Raw genomic sequence first — 19418 nt, 5'->3', positions numbered from 1 at the left:
CCCGCCGCACCCGCGGCCCCCGCGGCCCCCTCAGCCCCCCGCCAGGCAGCCTTCCACCGCCCCTCCCCCAGCGCCCCCACCGCTCGCGCCTTGGCCAGGCAGTGCACGGGCAGCAGGCTCAGCCCCCACCCCCCGGCGGCGACCGCTCCCTCCAGCGCCCCGGCGTCGGGTGCCACGGCGAGCCTCAGCACGGCCCACCACCACACCGTGCCCATTCCGAGGCCGAGCCCCAGCAGCGCCCCTCGCCCCGCTATTCGCCTCACCACAGCCGTCACCTCCAGCCCCCAGCCTCACCCGACACCCCGTAGCCCCGCCCGCTCACGGGAGGCCGACGCCGGACGACCGGGCCCCGCAGAGGCGGGCGCAGGGCACGCGGGCACCACACCCGCCCACCAAGCCGAACAGAGCCGAACAGAGCCGAACAGAGCCGAACCGAACGGATCCGCTGCCCGCGCCCGACCCCTGCCCAGCCCCAACCTCTGCCCAACCCCAGCCCAAATCCCCGCCCCGACCGCCTCACCCACTCTCCGCCTGGAACATCCAGTGATGCTTCTCGAGATCGGCGGTGATCCCGATGAAGATGTCCTGGCTCACCGGATCCGCGTCTCCCGTGGCCGCGACCCGTTCCCGCATCCGGGTGATCGCCGCGCCCAGAGCGGCGACGAGCGCGCTCACCGCGTCGGCGTCCTTGACCCAGCCCCCCGGCACCGCACCGATGCCGCTGCCTGCCGCCACCGTCGCCGCCCGCCCGTCCGGCGAGGCGCCCAGGGCCGAGGCACGTTCCGCCACGGTGTCGGAGTGGGCGCGGGCGACGTCCACGACCTCGTCGAGCTGGAGGTGGACGGACCGGAAACGGGGCCCGACGACGTTCCAGTGGACCTGCTTGGCGACGAGCGCCAGGTCGACCAGATCGACGAGCGCGCCCTGAAGCGCCTCCGAGACGGTCTTCTGGTCGGCGTCGGACAGGGGACTCTTCACGACGAACATCGGTACCTCCGGTGGTTGGCCCCCGCCGTGCCCCTCCACGATGACCGCGGCACCCCGCACCGGCAAACGGACGGCAGACGCGAAGATCCCGAAGGGCAAACGCGAAGCCCCCCGCACCGCAGACGCGACGAACCCCCGGCCGCAAACGATGGCAAACGGACGGCACACGCGAAGCCCCGCACCACAGACGCGAAAAACCCCGGCCACACCCTCTCCGGGTCTTCCCGGAGAAGCCCCGGCCGGGGCCTCACACTTGCCTTCCTACGTGCCTGTGTCGCGTCGCATGCCCACGCGTCACACGCCCGCGCGCGTGAATGTCACGCGGCGACCACGTCCACCGCCTCGGCGGGTGCCTTGATGGTCACCCGCTCCGGTGGCACACCGGTCACCGACACGGAACCCAGCATCGGACGGACCGACGCCGGTACAGGCTCGCTGGGGGTGGCGGCAGCAGACTGAGCCAGCTCGGCGAGAGCGAGCTCGTCGCTCACTTCCCGCATGAGCTCGGACATCCGTACGTCCAGCGCGTCGCAGATGGCGGAGAGCAGCTCGGAGGAAGCCTCCTTCTGCCCCCGCTCCACCTCGGAGAGATAGCCGAGTGAGACTCGGGCGGACGAGGAGACTTCGCGCAGAGTACGGCCCTGGCGCTGGCGCTGCCGACGCAGCACGTCACCCAGCAGGCGACGGAGCAGAATCATCGGTGGCTCCCTCCTCGGACCGCGTAGCCGCATCCTTCACGCCCCACCGTACCGCCTTGCGCTGCGGCCGTGCGGGGAGCGATGTCGTGTTCACTCAGGGCTGCAAACATCAAAACCCCCCGTTCTGTTCCGTATCCTGTGCCCGCTCATTCCCGGTCTGTTCGCCCGCAAGCTCTGTCAGGAGCAGTGCGAGTACGCTCCGTACACTCTCTCTACGAATTTCCGCCCGGTCGCCGTTCAACCTCAGGGCCTCCACTTTTCCGCCGCCGGCAGAACCGGAGGCCGCGCCGGACGGGCCGTCCACGGCCACGAAAACCGTGCCCACCGGCTGTCCGTCCTGCGGGTCGGGGCCGGCGACGCCGGTGGTCGCGATGCCCCAGTCGGCCCCCAGGGCCTTCCGCACTCCCGCGGCCATTTCGGCCGCGACCTGCGCGTCCACGGCCCCGCGCGCGGCCAGCAGGTCCGCGTCCACGGCGAGCAGTGCGTGCTTGAGGTCGGTGGCGTAGGCGGTGACGGAACCGCGGAAGACCCTGGACGCGCCCGGGACCGCGGTGATCTCCGCCGCCACCAGACCACCGGTCAGCGACTCGGCCACGGCGAGCGTCTCTTCTCTCACCGTGAGTAGTCGCACCGCCTCGGTGGCCGGGGAATTCACGCTTGCGTCTCCTCCAACGCGGCCTTGCGCTCGGCGATTCCCTGCCTGCGCAGCACAACGGCCTGTCGTACGTAGTCGAGCCCGGTCACCACGGTCAGGACGACGGCCGCGGCCATCACCCACCACCTCAGGGTGGCCAGCCATCCCGTCAGCGCCAGGACGTACATCCCGACGGCCACGCCCTGGACGAGCGTCTTGAGCTTGCCGCCCCGGCTGGCCGGGATGACGCCGTACCGGATGACCACAAAACGCAGGAGCGTGATCCCGAGTTCCCGGCCGAGGATCACGATCGTCACCCACCACGGCAGGTCGCCGAGCGAGGAGAGGCAGATCAGCGCCGCTCCCATGATCGCCTTGTCGGCGATGGGGTCGGCGATCTTCCCGAAGTCGGTGACGAGGTTGTACGTCCGCGCGAGGTGCCCGTCGAACAGGTCGGTGATCATGGCGATCGCGAAGGCGGCCCAGGCGAACGCACGCCACGCAGGGTCGTAGCCGCCGTCGGCCAGCATCAGCGCGACGAAGCCGGGCACCAGGATCAGCCGGAGCATCGTGAGCAGATTGGCGATGTTCCAGACGCTCGCCTGGTTGACGGCCGCGGCCGCCAGCTTCGCGCCCCGCGGCGGCTTGGCGGCACCCTCGGGATCGGTGCTCACGTCCGTCTCAGCGGCGGTCGAGACGTCCGGGGGAGCCGCTGCGGCTCCCTCCGCCCGCGCGTTCCGGGAAGCCTGCGAAGCGGCGGCGGTCTGCGCGACCTGGGAACCGGCTGCGGCGGTCTGCGAGACGGACGCCGTCTGCGGACCCTGGGAGCCGGGCGCGGTCTGCGAAGCCGGTGAAGCCTGCGAGGAGCCGCCCGCGGCCGATGCCGGAACACCCGTCATCTGCCCGCCTCCTCACTACACCCGGACGAACCCGGCAGGGGCTCGGCCACCAGGTCGACACCTTCGGTACCGACCACCTTCGCCTCGACCATACGACCGACGCTCAGGTTTCCGCCCGGTGTGAGCAGCACCTGGCCGTCCGTCTCCGGAGCCTGGTGCTCACCGCGGCCGTGCACGCCCTCATCGTCCACCGACTCGACGAGGACGTGGACGGTCTCGCCGACGCGCTCCTCGGCCCGCTGCGAGACGAGCTCCTCGGCGAGCCGGGAGACCCGGGCGAGCCGCTCGGCCACGACGTCCACGTCGAGCTTGCCGTCGTAGGTCGCGGCCTCGGTGCCCTCCTCGTCGGAGTAGCCGAAGACACCGATCGCGTCGAGGCGCGCGCCGTTCAGGAAGCGCTCCAGCTCGGCCAGGTCGGTCTCGGTCTCACCGGGGAAGCCCACGATGAAGTTGGAGCGCACACCCGCCTGGGGTGCCTTGCCGCGGATGGTGTCGAGCAGCTCCAGGAAGCGGTCGGTGTCGCCGAAGCGGCGCATCGCGCGCAGCACGCCGGGCGCCGAGTGCTGGAAGGAGAGGTCGAAGTAGGGGGCGATCTTCGGCGTCGAGGTCAGCACGTCGATCAGACCGGGCCGCATCTCGGCCGGCTGGAGGTAGCTGACCCGCACCCGCTCGAGACCGTCGACGGCCGCCAGCTCGGGCAGCAGCGACTCCAGCAGCCGGATGTCGCCGAGGTCCTTGCCGTAGGAGGTGTTGTTCTCGGAGACCAGCATGATCTCCTTGACGCCCTGCTCGGCCAGCCACCGCGTCTCGTTCAGCACATCGCTCGGCCGGCGGGAGATGAAGGAGCCGCGGAAGGACGGGATGGCGCAGAAGGAGCAGCGCCGGTCACAACCGGAGGCGAGCTTGACCGAGGCGACCGGGGCGCCGTCTAGCCGGCGCCGCAGGGGCGCACGGGGGCCGGAGGCCGGGGCGACACCCTCGGGAAGGTCGTTCGGCCCATGGCCGGGCAGGGCCACCGACGCGGCCGAGTCCTGCCGCTCCGCCGGGCTGATCGGCAGCAGCTTGCGCCGGTCGCGCGGGGTGTGGGAGGCGTGGATGCCGCCGTTCAGGATGGTCTGGAGGCGGTCGGAGATGTCGGAGTAGTCGTCGAAGCCGAGCACGCCGTCGGCCTCGGGCAGGGCCTCGGCGAGCTCCTTGCCGTACCGCTCGGCCATGCAGCCCACCGCCACGACGGCCTGGGTTCTGCCGTGACCCTTGAGGTCATTGGCTTCCAGCAGGGCGTCGACGGAGTCCTTCTTGGCGGCGTCGACGAAGCCGCAGGTGTTGACGACGGCGACGTCCGCGTCCTCGGCGTCCTCGACGAGCTGCCAGCCGTCCGCCTCCAAACGGCCTGCGAGCTCCTCCGAGTCCACCTCGTTACGGGCGCAGCCAAGGGTGACGAGTGCGACGGTACGGCGTTCAGGCATGGGCTCAAGACTACTTTGTCCCACCGACACCGAACGTCGACGGGGTTGGCGATCTTCGCCAACCCCGTACACCCGAAGCCACGCCCGGCTCATCCGACCTGAGGGTCGCCCTTCGTGTACGTCAGACGCTCCACGGCGCCGGGCCGGAAGTCGTCGTCGAGCTTCTTGCCGTTGACGTAGAGATCGATCGCGCCGGCGTCGCCGAGGACGAGGTTGATCTTCTCGCTGTCCTGGAAGGTCTTGGACTCGCCCTGCTTGAGCAGGCCGTCGAAGAGCAGTCGGCCGTTGTGGTCCTTGACGGCTACCCAGCTCCGGCCGTCCGCGGCGCTGACCTGGACGGTCACCTTGTCCTGCGGGGCCGCGGCGATGGCGCTGTCGGAGGGTTCGGGCTTCCGGTCGACGGGCTTGTCGGTCTTGTCGGTCTTCGTCGTGGGCGAGGCGGTCCCGCCGGTCGTCGGGGTGGTGCCGTCGGCGACCTGGTCGGTCGAGCCGTCGCCGCCCGTGAACGCGGTGAAGCCGACGAAGCCGACCACGGCGACGATCGCGGCGACCATGGCCGCGGTCCAGTTCGGCCCGCGCCGCTCGGGGCGGATACGTTCCGCCTCGAAGAGGGGAGCGGCCGGGGTGGGGGCCGGACGGCCGCCGTGGGTGTCGTCGTAGCGCTCGATCAGCGGGGCGGGGTCGAGATGGACGGCCCTGGCCAGGGTCCGGATGTGCCCGCGGGCGTAGACGTCCCCGCCGCAGGGGGCGAAGTCGTCGGACTCGATGGCGTGGACGATGGCGATGCGGACCCGGGTGGCGGAACTGACGTCATCGACGGTCAGCCCGGCCGCGATACGGGCCTGCTTCAGGGCGCGGCCGATGGAGAGGGGGGCTTCCTCGGACGGGTCTTCGAACGGACGCTCGTCTTCAGGGGAGTTGCCGATGGACACGGGGGCGCCTTTCGAGCGTGTAGCCACCTGTGCTGGAGGTTCAGTCTAGGGGGGGTGCCAAAGGGGGGGGCAACCGGGCGGTACGACTTTGTACGCCATCGGTATGGCCGGTCACACCGATGACGGGCCGGTTACGGCCCCGGCGGGGAGCCGCACCTGTCCTCTCGCTCAACTGGACGTATGCCAAAGGGAAACGGTTGCCCACTGCTCTCTAACGGGTGAGTCACGGTCGGCGGCCGCTTCCCTGACTGACGTCTACCCCCCAGAATCCCCTCGGATCACGGCGAGCACGCCGTCCAACTCGTCCGGCTTCACGAGAACGTCACGCGCCTTGGAACCCTCACTGGGTCCGACGATGTTCCGCGACTCCATCAGGTCCATCAGCCGTCCGGCCTTGGCGAAGCCGACGCGCAGCTTGCGCTGGAGCATGGACGTCGATCCGAACTGGGTGGAGACGACCAGCTCGGCCGCCTGGCACAGCAGGTCGAGGTCGTCGCCGATGTCCTCGTCGATCTCCTTCTTCTGCTTGGTGCCCACCGTGACGTCGTCCCGGAAGACCGGCGCCATCTGGTCCTTGCAGTGCTGGACGACGGCCGCGACCTCGGCCTCGGTCACGAAGGCGCCCTGCATACGGACCGGCTTGTTCGCGCCCATCGGCAGGAACAGCCCGTCGCCCTTGCCGATCAGCTTCTCGGCGCCCGGCTGGTCGAGGATGACGCGCGAGTCGGCGAGCGAGGAGGTGGCGAAGGCGAGCCGCGAGGGCACGTTCGCCTTGATCAGTCCGGTGACGACGTCGACCGACGGGCGCTGGGTGGCGAGCACCAGGTGGATGCCGGCCGCGCGCGCGAGCTGCGTGATGCGCACGATCGAGTCCTCGACGTCACGCGGCGCGACCATCATCAGGTCGGCCAGCTCGTCGACGATCACCAGCAGATAGGGATACGGCTGAAGCTCACGCTCGCTGCCCTCGGGCAGCTTGACCTTGCCGTTCCTTATGGCCTCGTTGAAGTCGTCGATGTGCCGGAAGCCGAACGCCGCCAGGTCGTCGTAGCGCAGATCCATCTCCCGTACGACCCACTGGAGCGCCTCGGCGGCCCGCTTCGGGTTGGTGATGATCGGCGTGATCAGGTGGGGGATGCCCTCGTAGGCGGTCAGCTCGACGCGCTTGGGGTCGATCAGGACCAGCCGCACGTCCTCGGGGGTGGCGCGGACCATGATCGACGTGATCAGGCAGTTGATGCAGGACGACTTGCCGGAACCGGTGGCTCCGGCCACCAGGACGTGCGGCATCTTGGCCATGTTGGCCATCACGTAGCCGCCCTCGACGTCCTTGCCGAGCGCCACCAGCATCGGGTGGTCGTCCTCGGCCGCGTCCGCGAGCCGCAGCACGTCGCCGAGGTTGACCATCTCCCGGTCGGTGTTCGGGATCTCGATGCCGACCGCGGACTTGCCGGGGATCGGGCTGATGATCCGCACGTCCGGGCTGGCCACGGCGTACGCGATGTTCTTCGCCAGCGCGGTGATCCGCTCGACCTTCACGGCGGGACCGAGCTCGACCTCGTACCGGGTGACCGTCGGCCCGCGCGTGAAGCCGGTGACGGCCGCGTCGACCTTGAACTCGGTGAAGACGTTCGTCAGCGAGGCGACGACCGCGTCGTTGGCCGCGCTGCGCGCCTTGCCGGGGCCGCCGCGCTCCAGGAGGTCGAGCGAGGGCAGCGAGTAGGTGATGTCGCCGGACAGCTGGAGCTGCTCCGCGCGCGCCGGCAGCTCGCGCGGTTCCTGGGGCGCCGACTTGGTCAGGTCGGGGACCGCTCCCCCGCCCGTTCTGAGCTTCTCCTGCTTGGGCCGGGAGGCCGGTGCCGGAACGGGCGTCGGCGTGGTCGGCTCCCCGTCGCCCGCGCTCACCCCCTGGGTGAGGTCGGCGACGATCCGCGAGGGCGGCATGCCGTGCAGGACGGCGCCGTCGAGGTCGGCCGCGGCCGCCGCGGCGATGTCCACGGCGTCCATCCCCCGGTCCATGGCCGGCTGCGGCACCGCGGAGCGCCGGGGGCGGCCACGCCGCCGGGAGAGCGCCTCCTGCTCGGCGTCCTCGGGGTCCTGGGGCCGGTCGGCGCCCGAGCGCCGGCGGGGGCGCCCGGGCAGTGCCTCGCGCCACTGCTCGTCGTAGCGCGCGTCGTCGTCGAAGTCGTCGTACTCGTCCGCCGCCGGGTCGTGCAGCACTCCCAGCCGCACCCCGAGCTGCCGTAGCCGCTGCGGGATGGCGTTGACCGGCGTCGCCGTGACGACCAGCAGCCCGAAGACCGTGAGCAGCACCAGCAGCGGTACGGCGAGGACCTCGCCCATGGTGTACGTCAGCGGGGTCGCCGCACCCCAGCCGATGAGTCCGCCCGCGTCCCTTATCGACTGCATGCCGTCGCTGCGGGCGGGCGCGCCGCACGCGATGTGGACCTGGCCGAGCACGCCGATGACCAGCGCGGACAGGCCGATCACGATACGGCCGTTGGCCTCGGGCTTCTCGGGATGCCGGACGAAGCGCACGGCGATGACCGCCAGCAGGATCGGCACCAGCAGGTCGAGCCGCCCGAAGGAGCCGGTCACCAGGATCTCGACGAGGTCGCCGACCGGCCCGCGCAGGTCGGCCCAGGTGCCCGCGGCGACGATCAGCGCGAGGCCGAACAGCAGCAGCGCGACGCCGTCCTTGCGGTGCGCCGGGTCGAGGTTCTTCGCGCCGTTCCCTATGCCGCGGAACACGGCGCCGACGGCGTGCGCCAGGCCCAGCCAGACGGCGCGCACGAGCCGGTAGACGCCCCCCGTGGGGCTGGGAGCCGGCGCGGGCGCGGGTTTCCTCGCCGCGGCTTTCCTGGCGGGCGCCTTCTTCGACGGGGCTTTTTTGGCGGCGGCCCTCTTCGCCGGAGCCTTCACGGGAGCAGCCGCCTTCTTGGCTGGCTGCTTCTTGGCTGCGGACGGACGTGAGGCCATGGGTGTGAGGTTACCGGTGGAGACCACAGCGGACACGTGTGCCCACTGCTTCACCCGTTCGTGTCGCCCTGTCGAAGACACGGAAGTGACACGGCCGCCCTCGGTGGAGAGGGAACTGACGCGCCCTCATGCACAACTCGATGCGCGGCACGCGTCAGTTCCGTTCAGTTCGGTGACGGCAACGCGGCCGCGCCGCCGCCGGCGCCCGGCTCCAGCGCGTCGAGCGCCCGGCGCAGACCGGTGAGTTTGCGCTCCAGGTGCGCCGCCGTGGCCACCGCGGCCGCGTCCGCGGACTCGTCGTCCAGCTGCTTGGACAGGGCCTCGGCCTGCTCCTCGACGGCCGCGAGCCGCGCGGAGAGCTCGGCGAGGAGCCCCGCGGACTCCTTGACGCCACCGCCCGCGGCGGCCTTGCCGCCGCCGCCCTCCAACTGGAGCCGCAGCAGCGCCGCCTGCTCGCGCAGCTGGCAGTTCTTCATGTAGAGCTCGACGAACACCGAGACCTTCGCGCGCAGCACCCACGGGTCGAACGGCTTGGAGATGTAGTCGACCGCGCCCGCCGCGTACCCGCGGAAGGTGTGGTGCGGCCCGTGGTTGATCGCGGTGAGGAAGATGATCGGGATGTCCCGGGTCCGCTCCCGCCGCTTGATGTGCGCGGCCGTCTCGAAGCCGTCCATGCCCGGCATCTGGACATCCAGCAGAATGACCGCGAAGTCGTCCGTCAGCAGTGCTTTCAGCGCCTCTTCCCCGGACGATGCCCGCACCAGCGTCTGATCGAGCGCAGAGAGGATCGCCTCCAGCGCCAGCAGATTCTCCGGCCGGTCATCGACCAGGAGGATCTTGGCCTTCTGCACCATGGCCCGCCCTCCTCGCCCCGGCAGTGCACCGGGCGCCGCCCCTGGGGACGACTCCTGTGCGCCGCCCTTCCTTGTGCCGGTCATGGTAGCCGCACCCCGACCGTCGCCACACCCTGTCACCGTGATGTCACTGTGCACGTAGCAGGAACGCAGCAGGAGACCAGAAGGTTCCCCGAATTCCACCCCGCTACACGGCACCGGACACCCTGAGTCAGCAACTCCCGGCGCCCGTCGAAGGTTCCCGTCGCACCGCAGGTCACCTCAGGTCACCTCACTCGTCCCGCATCCACTGCCGCATCACCGACAGCAGGTGATCGGGATCGACCGGCTTGGTCACGTAGTCGGAGGCACCCGACTCGATCGCCTTCTCCCGGTCGCCCTTCATCGCCTTCGCGGTCAGCGCGATGATCGGCAGCCCGGAGAACTGCGGCATCCGGCGGATGGCCGTCGTCGTCGCGTAGCCGTCCATCTCGGGCATCATGATGTCCATCAGGACGACCGCCACGTCGTCGTGCTGCTCCAGGACCTCGATGCCCTCACGGCCGTTCTCCGCGTACAGCACCGACAGACCGTGCTGCTCCAGGACGCTGGTCAGCGCGAACACGTTGCGGATGTCGTCGTCCACGATCAGCACCTTCTCGCCGCCGAACCGGATGCCCACGCGCGCGGGCGCCCCGGCCTCCTGCGTGCGGGCCGGCCACTGCTCCGGCCGCCCCACCTGCTCACCGCCGCTCACCATCCGGCGCCGGCGCCGGAAGAGAGCCGCCGGACCGTTCTGCGCGTCCTGGTACGACCGCACCTCGGCCGGCATCTCGATCTCCGCGTCGGACAGCTCCGACAGCTCGCGCGCCCCGTTCTCGGACGCCACCAGGTCGCCGGCCTCCAGCGCCGGCACGACCTGCTGATAGCCCTGCGGCGGCAGCTCGCTCGGGTGCAGCGGCAGATAGAGCGTGAACGTCGAACCACGGCCCGGCTCGCTCTGCGCGTGGATCTCACCGCCGAGCAACTGGGCGATCTCCCGCGAGATCGACAGCCCGAGACCGGTACCGCCGTACTTACGGCTGGTGGTCCCGTCCGCCTGCTTGAACGCCTCGAAGATCACCCGCATCTTGCTCGCCGCGATCCCGATGCCGGTGTCGGTCACCGAGAACGCGATCAGCGGCGCGTCCGCGTCGGTCAGCGAACCGGCCTCCAGCAACTGCTCCCGGATCGCCACCGGCACCTCCGCCCCGGCCGGCCGGATGACCAGCTCGACCGAACCGGAGTCGGTGAACTTCACCGCGTTGGACAGCAGGTTGCGCAGCACCTGGAGCAGTCGCTGCTCGTCGGTGTGCAGCGTGGCCGGCAGCTCCGGCGACACCCGCACGGACAGGTCCAGGCCCTTCTCCGCCGTCAGCGGACGGAAGGTGGCCTCCACGTAGTCGACCAACTGGACGAGCGCGATACGCGTCGGCGAGACGTCCATCTTGCCCGCCTCGACCTTCGACAGGTCGAGGATGTCGTTGATCAGCTGGAGCAGGTCGGACCCGGCCCCGTGGATCGTCTCCGCGAACTCGACCTGCTTCGGCGTCAGGTTGGTGTCCGCGTTGTCGGCGAGCAACTTGGCCAGGATCAGCAGCGAGTTGAGCGGCGTGCGCAGTTCGTGCGACATGTTGGCGAGGAACTCGCTCTTGTAGCGCATCGACACCGCGAGCTGCTCGGCCCGCTCCTCCAGGACCTGCCGCGCCTCCTCGATCTCGGTGTTCTTCACCTCGATGTCACGGTTCTGCTGGGCCAGCAGCTCGGCCTTCTCCTCCAGTTCGGCGTTGGACGCCTGAAGGGCCTTCTGCCGCTGCTCCAACTCCGCCGACCGCTCCCGCAGTTGCTCGGTCAGTTCCTGCGAGTTCTTCAGCAGCTGCTCCGTCTTGGTGTTGACGGAGATCGTGTTGACGCTGGTCGCGATCATCTCGGCGAGCTGGTTCAGGAAGTCCTTCTGGATCTGCGTGAACGGCGTGAACGACGCCAGCTCGATCACCCCGAGCACCTGGCCCTCGAACAGCACCGGCAACACGATCACCTGCGCGGGCGGCGCCTCGCCGAGCCCCGAGGAGATCTTCAGATAGCCGGTCGGGGCGTTCGCCACGAGGATCGTCCGCTTCTCCTCCGCCGCCGTCCCGACCAGCGCCTCACCGGGCCGGAACGACGTCGGCATGGAGCCCATCGAGTAGCCGTACGAGCCCAGCATCCGCAGCTCGTACAGGTCCGTGTCGCCCTCGGCCGGCGGCATCGCCAGGAAGAACGCCCCGTGCTGGGCGGCCACCAGGGGCGGCAGCTCGCTCATGATCAGCGAGGCCACGTCCTGGAGGTCGCGCCGGCCCTGCATCAGGGCGGACACGCGCGCGAGGTTGCCCTTGAGCCAGTCCTGCTCCTTGTTGGCGATCGTGGTGTCGCGCAGGTTGGCGATCATCTTGTTGATGTAGTCCTGGAGCTCCTGGATCTCCCCGGACGCGTCCACGTCGATCTTCAGGTTCAGGTCACCGCGGGTCACCGCGGTCGCCACGCGCGCGATGGCACGCACCTGCCGGGTCAGGTTCCCGGCCATCTCGTTCACCGACTCGGTCAGGTCACGCCAGGTGCCGTCCACGTCACGCACGCGTGCCTGACCGCCGAGCTGCCCCTCGGTGCCCACCTCACGGGCGACCCGGGTGACCTCCTCGGCGAACGACGACAGCTGGTCGACCATCGTGTTGATGGTCGTCTTCAGCTCGAGGATCTCCCCGCGCGCGTCGATGTCGATCTTCTTCGTCAGGTCACCCTTGGCGATGGCCGTCGTGACCATGGCGATGTTGCGCACCTGACCGGTCAGGTTGGACGCCATCCCGTTCACCGAGTCGGTGAGGTCCTTCCAGGTGCCCGCCACACCCGGCACATGCGCCTGACCGCCCAGGATCCCGTCCGTGCCCACCTCACGGGCCACCTTGGTGACCTGCTCGGCGAACGAGCTCAGCGTCTTCACCATGGTGTTGAAGGTGTCGGCGAGCTGCTGGACCTCACCACGCGCCTCGATCGTCACCTGCCGCGTCAGGTCGCCGTTGGCGACCGCCGCCGCGACCTGGGAGATGTTGCGCACCTGCATGGTCAGGTTCTTGGCCATCAGGTTGACGTTGCCGCTGAGGTCCTTCCAGATGCCCGTGACACCCGGCACGTGCGCCTGACCGCCCAGGATCCCTTCGGTGCCCACCTCACGGGCCACCCGGGTCACCTGCTCCGCGAACGACGACAGCTGGTCCACCATCGTGTTCACGGTGGTGACGAGCTCCAGGATCTCGCCCTTGGCGTCGACCGTGATCTTCTTCGACAGGTCACCCTTGGCGACCGCGGTCGTGACCTCGGCGATCTGACGCACCTGGATCGTCAGGTTGTTCGCCATGAAGTTCACGGACTGCGTGAGGTCCTTCCAGGTGCCGGAGACACCCTGCACCTCGGCCTGTCCGCCGAGCTGCCCCTCCGTACCCACCTCACGGGCCACTCGCGTGACCTCCTGCGCGAACGACGACAGCTGGTCGACCATCGTGTTCAAGGTGTTCTTCAGCTCGAGGATCTCCCCGCGCGCGTCCACGGTGATCTTCTGCGAGAGGTCACCGCGGGCCACGGCGGTGGCGACCTGCGCGATGTTGCGCACCTGGGCGGTGAGGTTGCCGGCCATGCCGTTCACCGAGTCCGTCAGGTCCCGCCACACACCGGCCACACCGGGCACCTGCGCCTGCCCGCCCAGCCGGCCCTCGGTACCCACGTCCCGCGCCACCCGGGTCACCTGGTCGGCGAAGGCGGAGAGCTGGTCGACCATCGTGTTGATGGTGTTCTTCAGCTCGAGGATCTCCCCGCGCGCGTCGACGTCGATCTTCTGCGACAGGTCGCCGCGGGCCACGGCCGTCGTCACCTGCGCGATGTTGCGCACCTGGGAGGTCAGGTTCCCGGCCATCGAGTTGACGGAGTCCGTCAGCTCCTTCCAGGTGCCCGACACGCCGTCCACCCGGGCCTGCCCGCCCAGCCGGCCCTCCGTGCCCACGTCCCGTGCCATCCGGGTCACCTGGTCGGCGAACGACGACAGCTGGTCCACCATCGTGTTCACGGTGTTCTTCAGCTGGGCCATCTCACCCGAGACGTCCACCGTGACCTTCTGCGACAGATCACCGTTGGCCACGGCCGTGGTCACCTGCGCGATGTTCCTCACCTGTCCGGTGAGATTCCGGAACGCCGTGTTGACGGAGTCCGTCAGGTCCTTCCACGTCCCGGCCGCGCCCGACACCTGCGCCTGACCGCCCAGCTCACCCTCGACCCCGATCTCACGCGCCACGCGCGTCACCTCGGCGCCGAAGGCCGACAGCTGGTCGACCATCCCGTTGACGGTGTTCTTCAGCTCCAGCATCTCGCCGGCCACGTCCACCGTGACCTTCTGCGACAGGTCCCCGCTGGCCACCGCCGTCGTCACGGCCGCGATGTCCCGCACCTGGGTGGTGAGGTTGCGGAAGACCGTGTTGACGGAGTCCGTCAGGTCCTTCCAGGTACCCGCCGCGCCCGGCACGTTCGCCTGGCCGCCCAGCTGCCCCGCGGCCCCCACCTCGTTGGCCACCCGCGTGACCTCGTCCGCGAACGTCCGCAGCGTCTCGGTCATCTGGTTGATCGTGTCCGCGAGCTGCGCGACCTCACCGCGCGCCGACACCGTCACCTTCTGCGACAGGTCGCCGTTGGCGACCGCCGTCGTCACCTCCGCGATCCCGCGCACCTGGGCCGTCAGGTTCCCGGCCATGGTGTTCACCGAATCGGTGAGCTCCTTCCACACCCCGTCCACGCCGGACACCTGCGCCTGGCCGCCGAGGATGCCCTCGGTGCCCACCTCGCGGGCCACCCGGGTCACCTCGACCGAGAACGCGGAGAGCTGGTCCACCATCGTGTTGACGGTGTTCTTCAGCTCGAGCATCTCGCCCTCGACGTGAACCGTCACCTTCCGGGACAGATCACCCTTGGCCACGGCCGTCGTCACCAGCGCGATGTCCCGCACCTGCGCCGTCAGCCGGTACGCCATCGTGTTGACGGACTCCGTCAGGTCCTTCCACGAACCGGACATCCCGCGCACCTGGGCCTGACCGCCCAGCTTGCCCTCGGTGCCCACCTCACTGGCCACCCGGGTGACCTCGTCGGTGAACGTCGAGAGCTGGTCGACGAGGTTGTTGACCGTCCGCCCGACCTTCAGGAACTCACCCCGCAGCGGATGCCCGGTCCCCTCCGGCGTCTGCGTCCTGAGCTCCATCCGCGGCGACAGATCACCCTCGGCGACCGCCGACAGCACCCGCCCGACCTCGGAAACAGGCCGTACGAGATCGTCGACCAGCGCGTTCGAGTTCTCGATCGCCGTCGCCCAGGACCCCTCGGAGGCACCCGTCTCCAGCCGTTCGGTGAGCTTCCCCTCACGCCCCACCATGCGCCGGACCCGCGAGAGCTCACCCGTGAGATGCAGATTCCGGTCCGCGACCTCGTTGAACACGGCCGCGATCTCCGACATCACGCCGTCCCCGGACACCGTGAGCCGCTTGCGGAAATTGCCGTCCCGCATGGACCCGAGGGCCCCCAGCAGCCGGTTCAGGGCCGCCGTGTCCACGACGGTCGTCCCACCACGTGGTGTACGCGGCCTGCTCAGAGACTGTCCGCCTTTCGCGCGCGTCTTAGTGCCCCGCGTCGCTGCGCCAGACTCCACTTGTCCCTCCCGCAGGGATCGACCGATACCGCTGTGCCTGGGGTGCTACTGCTCGCCGTACCTGTTGCCACTCGTCGCCACTCGGGCTTCCGCCCGATGAAATCAGGCGGACCCGGAGGACTGCTGCCCCCTGTGCTCAGAAGACACCCGGTCCGCCCGGACCTTCACAACAAGCCTGCCCAGTGTTTCACCCTTGCCGAACCAGGCCATAACAGTTCGGCAGCTTCGCACATCGTCCGCACACCCTCGGGCGGAAACACTGGCGACCGGCATCCGTAGGGGCGGGGAAGGTAAGTAACCTTGCATGCGGCTGTCCAGCCACGCCGGTCCGACCGGCCTGGGCGGTGGCACGAGCACGAGCGGGCATCGGAGGGGCGGCCGCACACATGACCACCGGACTGATCCCGGGGGGACAGACCCCGGACCCCCGGCCCTCCGGCACGCGCCCACCCCATCAACGAGGCGACCTGACCGGCCAGGGCGCCCCGCACGTCGACGACCGGCCGAGGAGTTCAGTGATCACCGCGCGTGCGGCTGCCAGCTTCGAGCCCGTCGGGAGATCGGTGGCGACCGCCCGCGCCTTCGTCCGCGACACCCTCCAGGGCTGGGGCTTCGCCGACATCATCGACGACGCCGTGGTCCTCACCAGCGAACTGGTGACCAACGCGGTCGTCCACGCCGGCACCCACGCCGACGTCCTGTGTCTGCGCAGCGCCGACGGCGTACGCGTCGAGGTGTCCGACCGATATCCCGAACGGGAGATTCCGCTCCAGGGCTCCCTGGCCACCATGGGCAGCCCGGACCGCGAAGGAGGCCGCGGCCTCCAGCTGTGCGCGGCCATCGCCGGCCGCTGGGGCGTCGAGTACACCCCCACCCACAAACAGGTCTGGTTCCAGCTCGACCTCCCCGACCGCCCGGTCGGCACCCGCACGGCCGGCCCCTCCCTCCCGGCCGACCTCCTCCCGCTGGCCGACAGCCGCGTCCGCGTGGCGGTCGTCCAGATCGACCGCACGGGCGCCATCTCGGCCTGGAACGAAGACGCCGAGGAACTCTTCGGATACCCGGCCGACCAGGTCACCGGCAAACCCCTCACCGACCTCGCCGCCTGGCCGCACACACCCGGCACCAGCACCGGCATCGTCGAGGCCCTCCAGCTCTCCCGCTGGGAGGGCAGCTACGGCATCCGCGGCGCCAACGGCCGGGTCACCCCCGTGTACGCCTCCCACCTGCGCGTCCGCGACACCGACGGCGAGCCCTCCACCGTCTGCCTGCTCGTCCGCGACCACGAACGCGCCGTCCTCCAGACCCCCTCGCGCGGCCCGGCCTCCGACCCCGCCACCACTTCCGACGGCCAGAACACCGACCCCTTCGAGGTGTTCATCGGCTCCCCCGCGCCGGACGACCTCGACGGGCTCCTCCAGCGCACGGTCGAACGCGCCCGCGACATGCTCGACGGCGACTCCGCCTTCCTCCTCCTGGCGACCGACGACGAGACCGAGCTGGAGGTCCGCGCCTCCACGGGCCTGCCCTCCGCCCGCCAGCGCTTCGCACGCGTCCCCGTCGAGGCGGGCCCCGGCCGCTACGGCTCGGCCCGCATGCCGGCCGTCCACGAGGACCTGCTGGCCGTGCCTGGCGCCGTACCCCTGCTGAACGGCACGGGCATGCGCTCGGTCGTCACCGTCCCGCTGAAGGTCGAAGGCCGGCTGACCGGCTCCCTCGGCGTCGCCGCGGAGGCTTCAGGCCGCTACTCCAACGAGGAGGCGCTGCGCCTCCAGTTCGCCGCCGACCGCATCGCCCTGGCCGTGGAGTCGGCCCGCCTCGGCGAGCTGGAACGCCTGCGCCGAGGCTCCCTCAGCTTCCTCGTCGAGGCCTCCGACCTCCTCGCGGGCACCCTGGACCGCGACCAGACCCTGGCCCTGATGGCCCAGATGACGGTGCCGACCCTGGCCACCTGGTGCGCGGTCTACACGATCGCCGACCAGGCCTCCGACCCCTACCTCTCCTACGTCCTGCACGAGGACGAGGAGTTCATCGACGGCATCAAGTCGTTGCTCTCGAAGATCGCACCGCCCGACCCGGTCCCCACCCCCGGCGCCAGGGTCTGGGCCGCCCCGGCCGCCGCCGCGCACGACGCGGCCCTGCGCAGCTCCATGCGCAGCCTCGGCCTGACCGGCGGCCCGAACCACCAGGTGGCCTCCGGCATCGGCCCCACGCTCGCCACCGCCTCGGCGGTGGGCGGCGAGACGGTCGTGCTCCCCCTGGTCGCCCGCAACCGCGTCATCGGCATGCTGACCCTCGGCAAGCCCACCGACGAACACTTCCGCCAGGAAATCCTCGAGCTGGCCGAGGACTTGAGCCGCCGGGCGGCCCTCGCCCTCGACAACGCCCGCCTCTACTCGGAGCGCACGGCCATCAGCCAGGCCCTCCAGCGCAGCCTGCTGCCGCCTGAGCTCCCCGAGATCGACGGCGTCGAGGTCGAGGTCATCTACCGAGCGGCCGGCGAGGGCAACGAGGTCGGCGGTGACTTCTACGACGTCTTCCCCATCAGCGACGGCGCGTACGGCTTCGCCATCGGCGACGTCTGCGGCACGGGCCCGAACGCGGCGGCGGTGACCGGCCTGGCCCGCCACGCCCTGCGCCTCCTGGCACGCGAGGGCCTCAGCGGCCCGGCGGTCCTGGAGCGCCTGAACTCGGCCATCCTCGACGAGGGCGCCCGCAGCCGCTTCCTGACCCTCCTGTACGGCGAGATGCGCCCGCAGGCCGACGGCAGCGCCGAACTGAAGGTGGTCTGCGCCGGGCACCCGCTCCCCCTGCGCCTGCGCCAGGACGGCACCGTCGAGCCGGCCGCCGAGCCGCAGCCCCTGCTGGGCGTCATGGAGGACCTGGAGCTCTACGAGGAGACGGTCACCCTGGACCCGGGCGACGTCCTCCTCTGCGTCACTGACGGTGTCACCGAGCGCCGTGAGGGCACCCGCATGCTGGGCGACGACGGCCTGGCCGACGTCCTCACCACCTGTACGGGTCTCACCGCCGGCGCGGTCGCGGCCCGCATCATGCGCGCGGTGGAGCGCTTCGCCTCCGACGCACCGTCCGACGACATGGCGATCCTGGCCATGCGGGTGGCCTGAGAAAAGATTCCGCAGCACATGCAGAAAGCCCCCGCCCGGAAGGGCGGGGGCTTTCTCCGTGGAGCCCTCTAACGGAATCGAACCGTTGACCTTCTCCTTACCATGGAGACGCTCTACCGACTGAGCTAAGAGGGCCTGTCGCCTTTTCGAGGTTTCCCTCGCGGCAACAGAACAGATCGTACCCCGAACTGGCCGGTGTTCCCAAACTCGTTCAGAAGGCGGGTTGAAGCAGTCCGCCGAGCGCGTTGCAGGCGGACACGATCCGCTGCATGTCCCGCTTGGTCAACGAGGCGTCCACCGGCAGCGCGAGGGTCTCGTCCGCCGCCAGCTCGGTCTCCGGCAACGACACACACCGACGGAATTCGGGCAGCCGGTGCAAAGGCGTCTTCACCGGCACCCGGGCCTCGACTCCCTTTCCCCGCAGGGCCCGAGCGAACGCGTCCCGGTCCGGCCGCCCGTTCCCCGGCACCCTTACGACGTACTGCTGATAGGTGTGCCCGTCGCCGCCGTCCGGCATCCGCACCCCACGCAACCGCCCGTCCAGGTAGGCCGCCCGCTCCCGGCGCCGCGCGATCTCGTCGTACGGCGCCTCGGACTCCCCCTGTTCCAACACCAGCAGTCCATGCCGCTGCCCCACCCCGTGCAACCGCCCGACATCCGCGGGCCGGCCGAAGCGGTGCACGACAACAACCGCCGCGGTGCGCTGAGTTACGACGGCCTCCACGGCAGCCGGATCCAGGCAGTACGTCACCGGATCGACGTCGGCGAACACCGGAAGCGCACCCGCCAGGGCCACTGCTCCGGCGACCTCCACGTTCCCGAAGGCCGGCACGATGACCTCGTCACCGACTCCGACGCCCGCGGCCCTGAGCATTGCAGCAGTACCCATGCCGTGGATGCTGAGGGCGGAACATGAACTTCAAGTGGCCGAAAACAAAAAAGGGTTGGTCCCTGAACCCAAGTTCAGGGACCAACCCTTTGAATGATTGTTCGGCGGTGTCCTACTCTCCCACAGGGTCCCCCCTGCAGTACCATCGGCGCTGTAAGGCTTAGCTTCCGGGTTCGGAATGTAACCGGGCGTTTCCCTCACGCTATGACCACCGAAAG

Annotated in this window: 11 protein-coding genes, 1 tRNA gene, 1 rRNA gene and 1 pseudogene; 1 reads left to right on the top strand and 13 read right to left on the bottom strand. The window is 70.1% G+C overall.

The window, feature by feature from the left end:
* The 10 genes and pseudogenes from AOQ37_RS35635 to AOQ37_RS35590 all read right to left on the bottom strand — a co-directional run.
* Positions 1-215 (bottom strand): annotated as a pseudogene (locus tag AOQ37_RS35635) (hypothetical protein); the annotation flags it as partial.
* A gap of 301 nt (positions 216-516) precedes the next feature.
* The gene (locus tag AOQ37_RS35630) at positions 517-987 is read right to left on the bottom strand and encodes a Dps family protein (protein ID WP_062650918.1); all 471 of its coding nucleotides are present in this window, start codon (positions 985-987) and stop codon (positions 517-519) included.
* 317 nt (positions 988-1304) lie between these two features.
* Positions 1305-1685: a helix-turn-helix domain-containing protein gene (locus tag AOQ37_RS35625; RefSeq protein WP_062650917.1), complete on the bottom strand. Its 381-nt coding sequence runs from the start codon at positions 1683-1685 to the stop codon at positions 1305-1307.
* Between the two features lie 109 nt (positions 1686-1794).
* Positions 1795-2340 carry a CinA family protein gene (locus AOQ37_RS35620; protein WP_062650914.1) on the bottom strand — a complete coding sequence of 182 codons (546 nt, stop codon included), beginning with the start codon at positions 2338-2340 and terminating at the stop codon, positions 1795-1797.
* Complete coding sequence (pgsA, locus tag AOQ37_RS35615; RefSeq protein WP_062650912.1) at positions 2337-3218, bottom strand: CDP-diacylglycerol--glycerol-3-phosphate 3-phosphatidyltransferase; 882 nt, start codon at positions 3216-3218, stop codon at positions 2337-2339. The genes AOQ37_RS35620 and pgsA overlap by 4 nt, the downstream gene beginning before the upstream one ends.
* Positions 3215-4684, bottom strand: a complete 1470-nt coding sequence (rimO, locus tag AOQ37_RS35610) for a 30S ribosomal protein S12 methylthiotransferase RimO (protein WP_078890539.1) — start codon at positions 4682-4684, stop codon at positions 3215-3217. The genes pgsA and rimO overlap by 4 nt, the downstream gene beginning before the upstream one ends.
* An 89-nt stretch (positions 4685-4773) precedes the next feature.
* A complete protein-coding gene (locus AOQ37_RS35605) occupies positions 4774-5616 on the bottom strand; it encodes a helix-turn-helix domain-containing protein (RefSeq protein WP_062650908.1) in 843 nt (280 codons plus the stop codon).
* A 255-nt stretch (positions 5617-5871) separates the two neighbouring features.
* Positions 5872-8595: a DNA translocase FtsK gene (locus tag AOQ37_RS35600; protein WP_062650906.1), complete on the bottom strand. Its 2724-nt coding sequence runs from the start codon at positions 8593-8595 to the stop codon at positions 5872-5874.
* 164 nt (positions 8596-8759) lie between these two features.
* On the bottom strand, positions 8760-9449 hold the full coding sequence (locus tag AOQ37_RS35595) for a response regulator (protein ID WP_062650904.1): 690 nt from the start codon (positions 9447-9449) through the stop codon (positions 8760-8762).
* Positions 9450-9720: 271 nt separating this feature from the next.
* Positions 9721-15183: a HAMP domain-containing hybrid sensor histidine kinase/response regulator gene (locus AOQ37_RS35590; RefSeq protein ID WP_107085390.1), complete on the bottom strand. Its 5463-nt coding sequence runs from the start codon at positions 15181-15183 to the stop codon at positions 9721-9723.
* Positions 15184-15569: 386 nt separating this feature from the next.
* Here AOQ37_RS35590 and AOQ37_RS35585 point away from each other — a divergent pair, with 386 nt between their 5' ends.
* A complete protein-coding gene (locus AOQ37_RS35585) occupies positions 15570-18311 on the top strand; it encodes a SpoIIE family protein phosphatase (protein WP_062650900.1) in 2742 nt (913 codons plus the stop codon).
* Between the two features lie 59 nt (positions 18312-18370).
* Here the strand turns inward: AOQ37_RS35585 and AOQ37_RS35580 are convergent.
* From AOQ37_RS35580 to rrf, 3 genes are all read right to left on the bottom strand, one after another.
* Positions 18371-18446, bottom strand: a tRNA-Thr gene (locus tag AOQ37_RS35580).
* Positions 18447-18522: 76 nt separating this feature from the next.
* Positions 18523-19185 carry a DegT/DnrJ/EryC1/StrS family aminotransferase gene (locus AOQ37_RS35575; protein WP_062650898.1) on the bottom strand — a complete coding sequence of 221 codons (663 nt, stop codon included), beginning with the start codon at positions 19183-19185 and terminating at the stop codon, positions 18523-18525.
* Positions 19186-19299: 114 nt separating this feature from the next.
* A 5S ribosomal RNA gene (gene rrf, locus AOQ37_RS35570) occupies positions 19300-19416 on the bottom strand.
* Positions 19417-19418: the final 2 nt, after the last annotated feature.

This window comes from Streptomyces maremycinicus, from assembly GCF_001184025.1.
Classification (GTDB): Bacteria; Actinomycetota; Actinomycetes; order Streptomycetales; family Streptomycetaceae; genus Streptomyces; species Streptomyces maremycinicus.
This window is presented reverse-complemented; position numbering and strand designations above follow the sequence as displayed.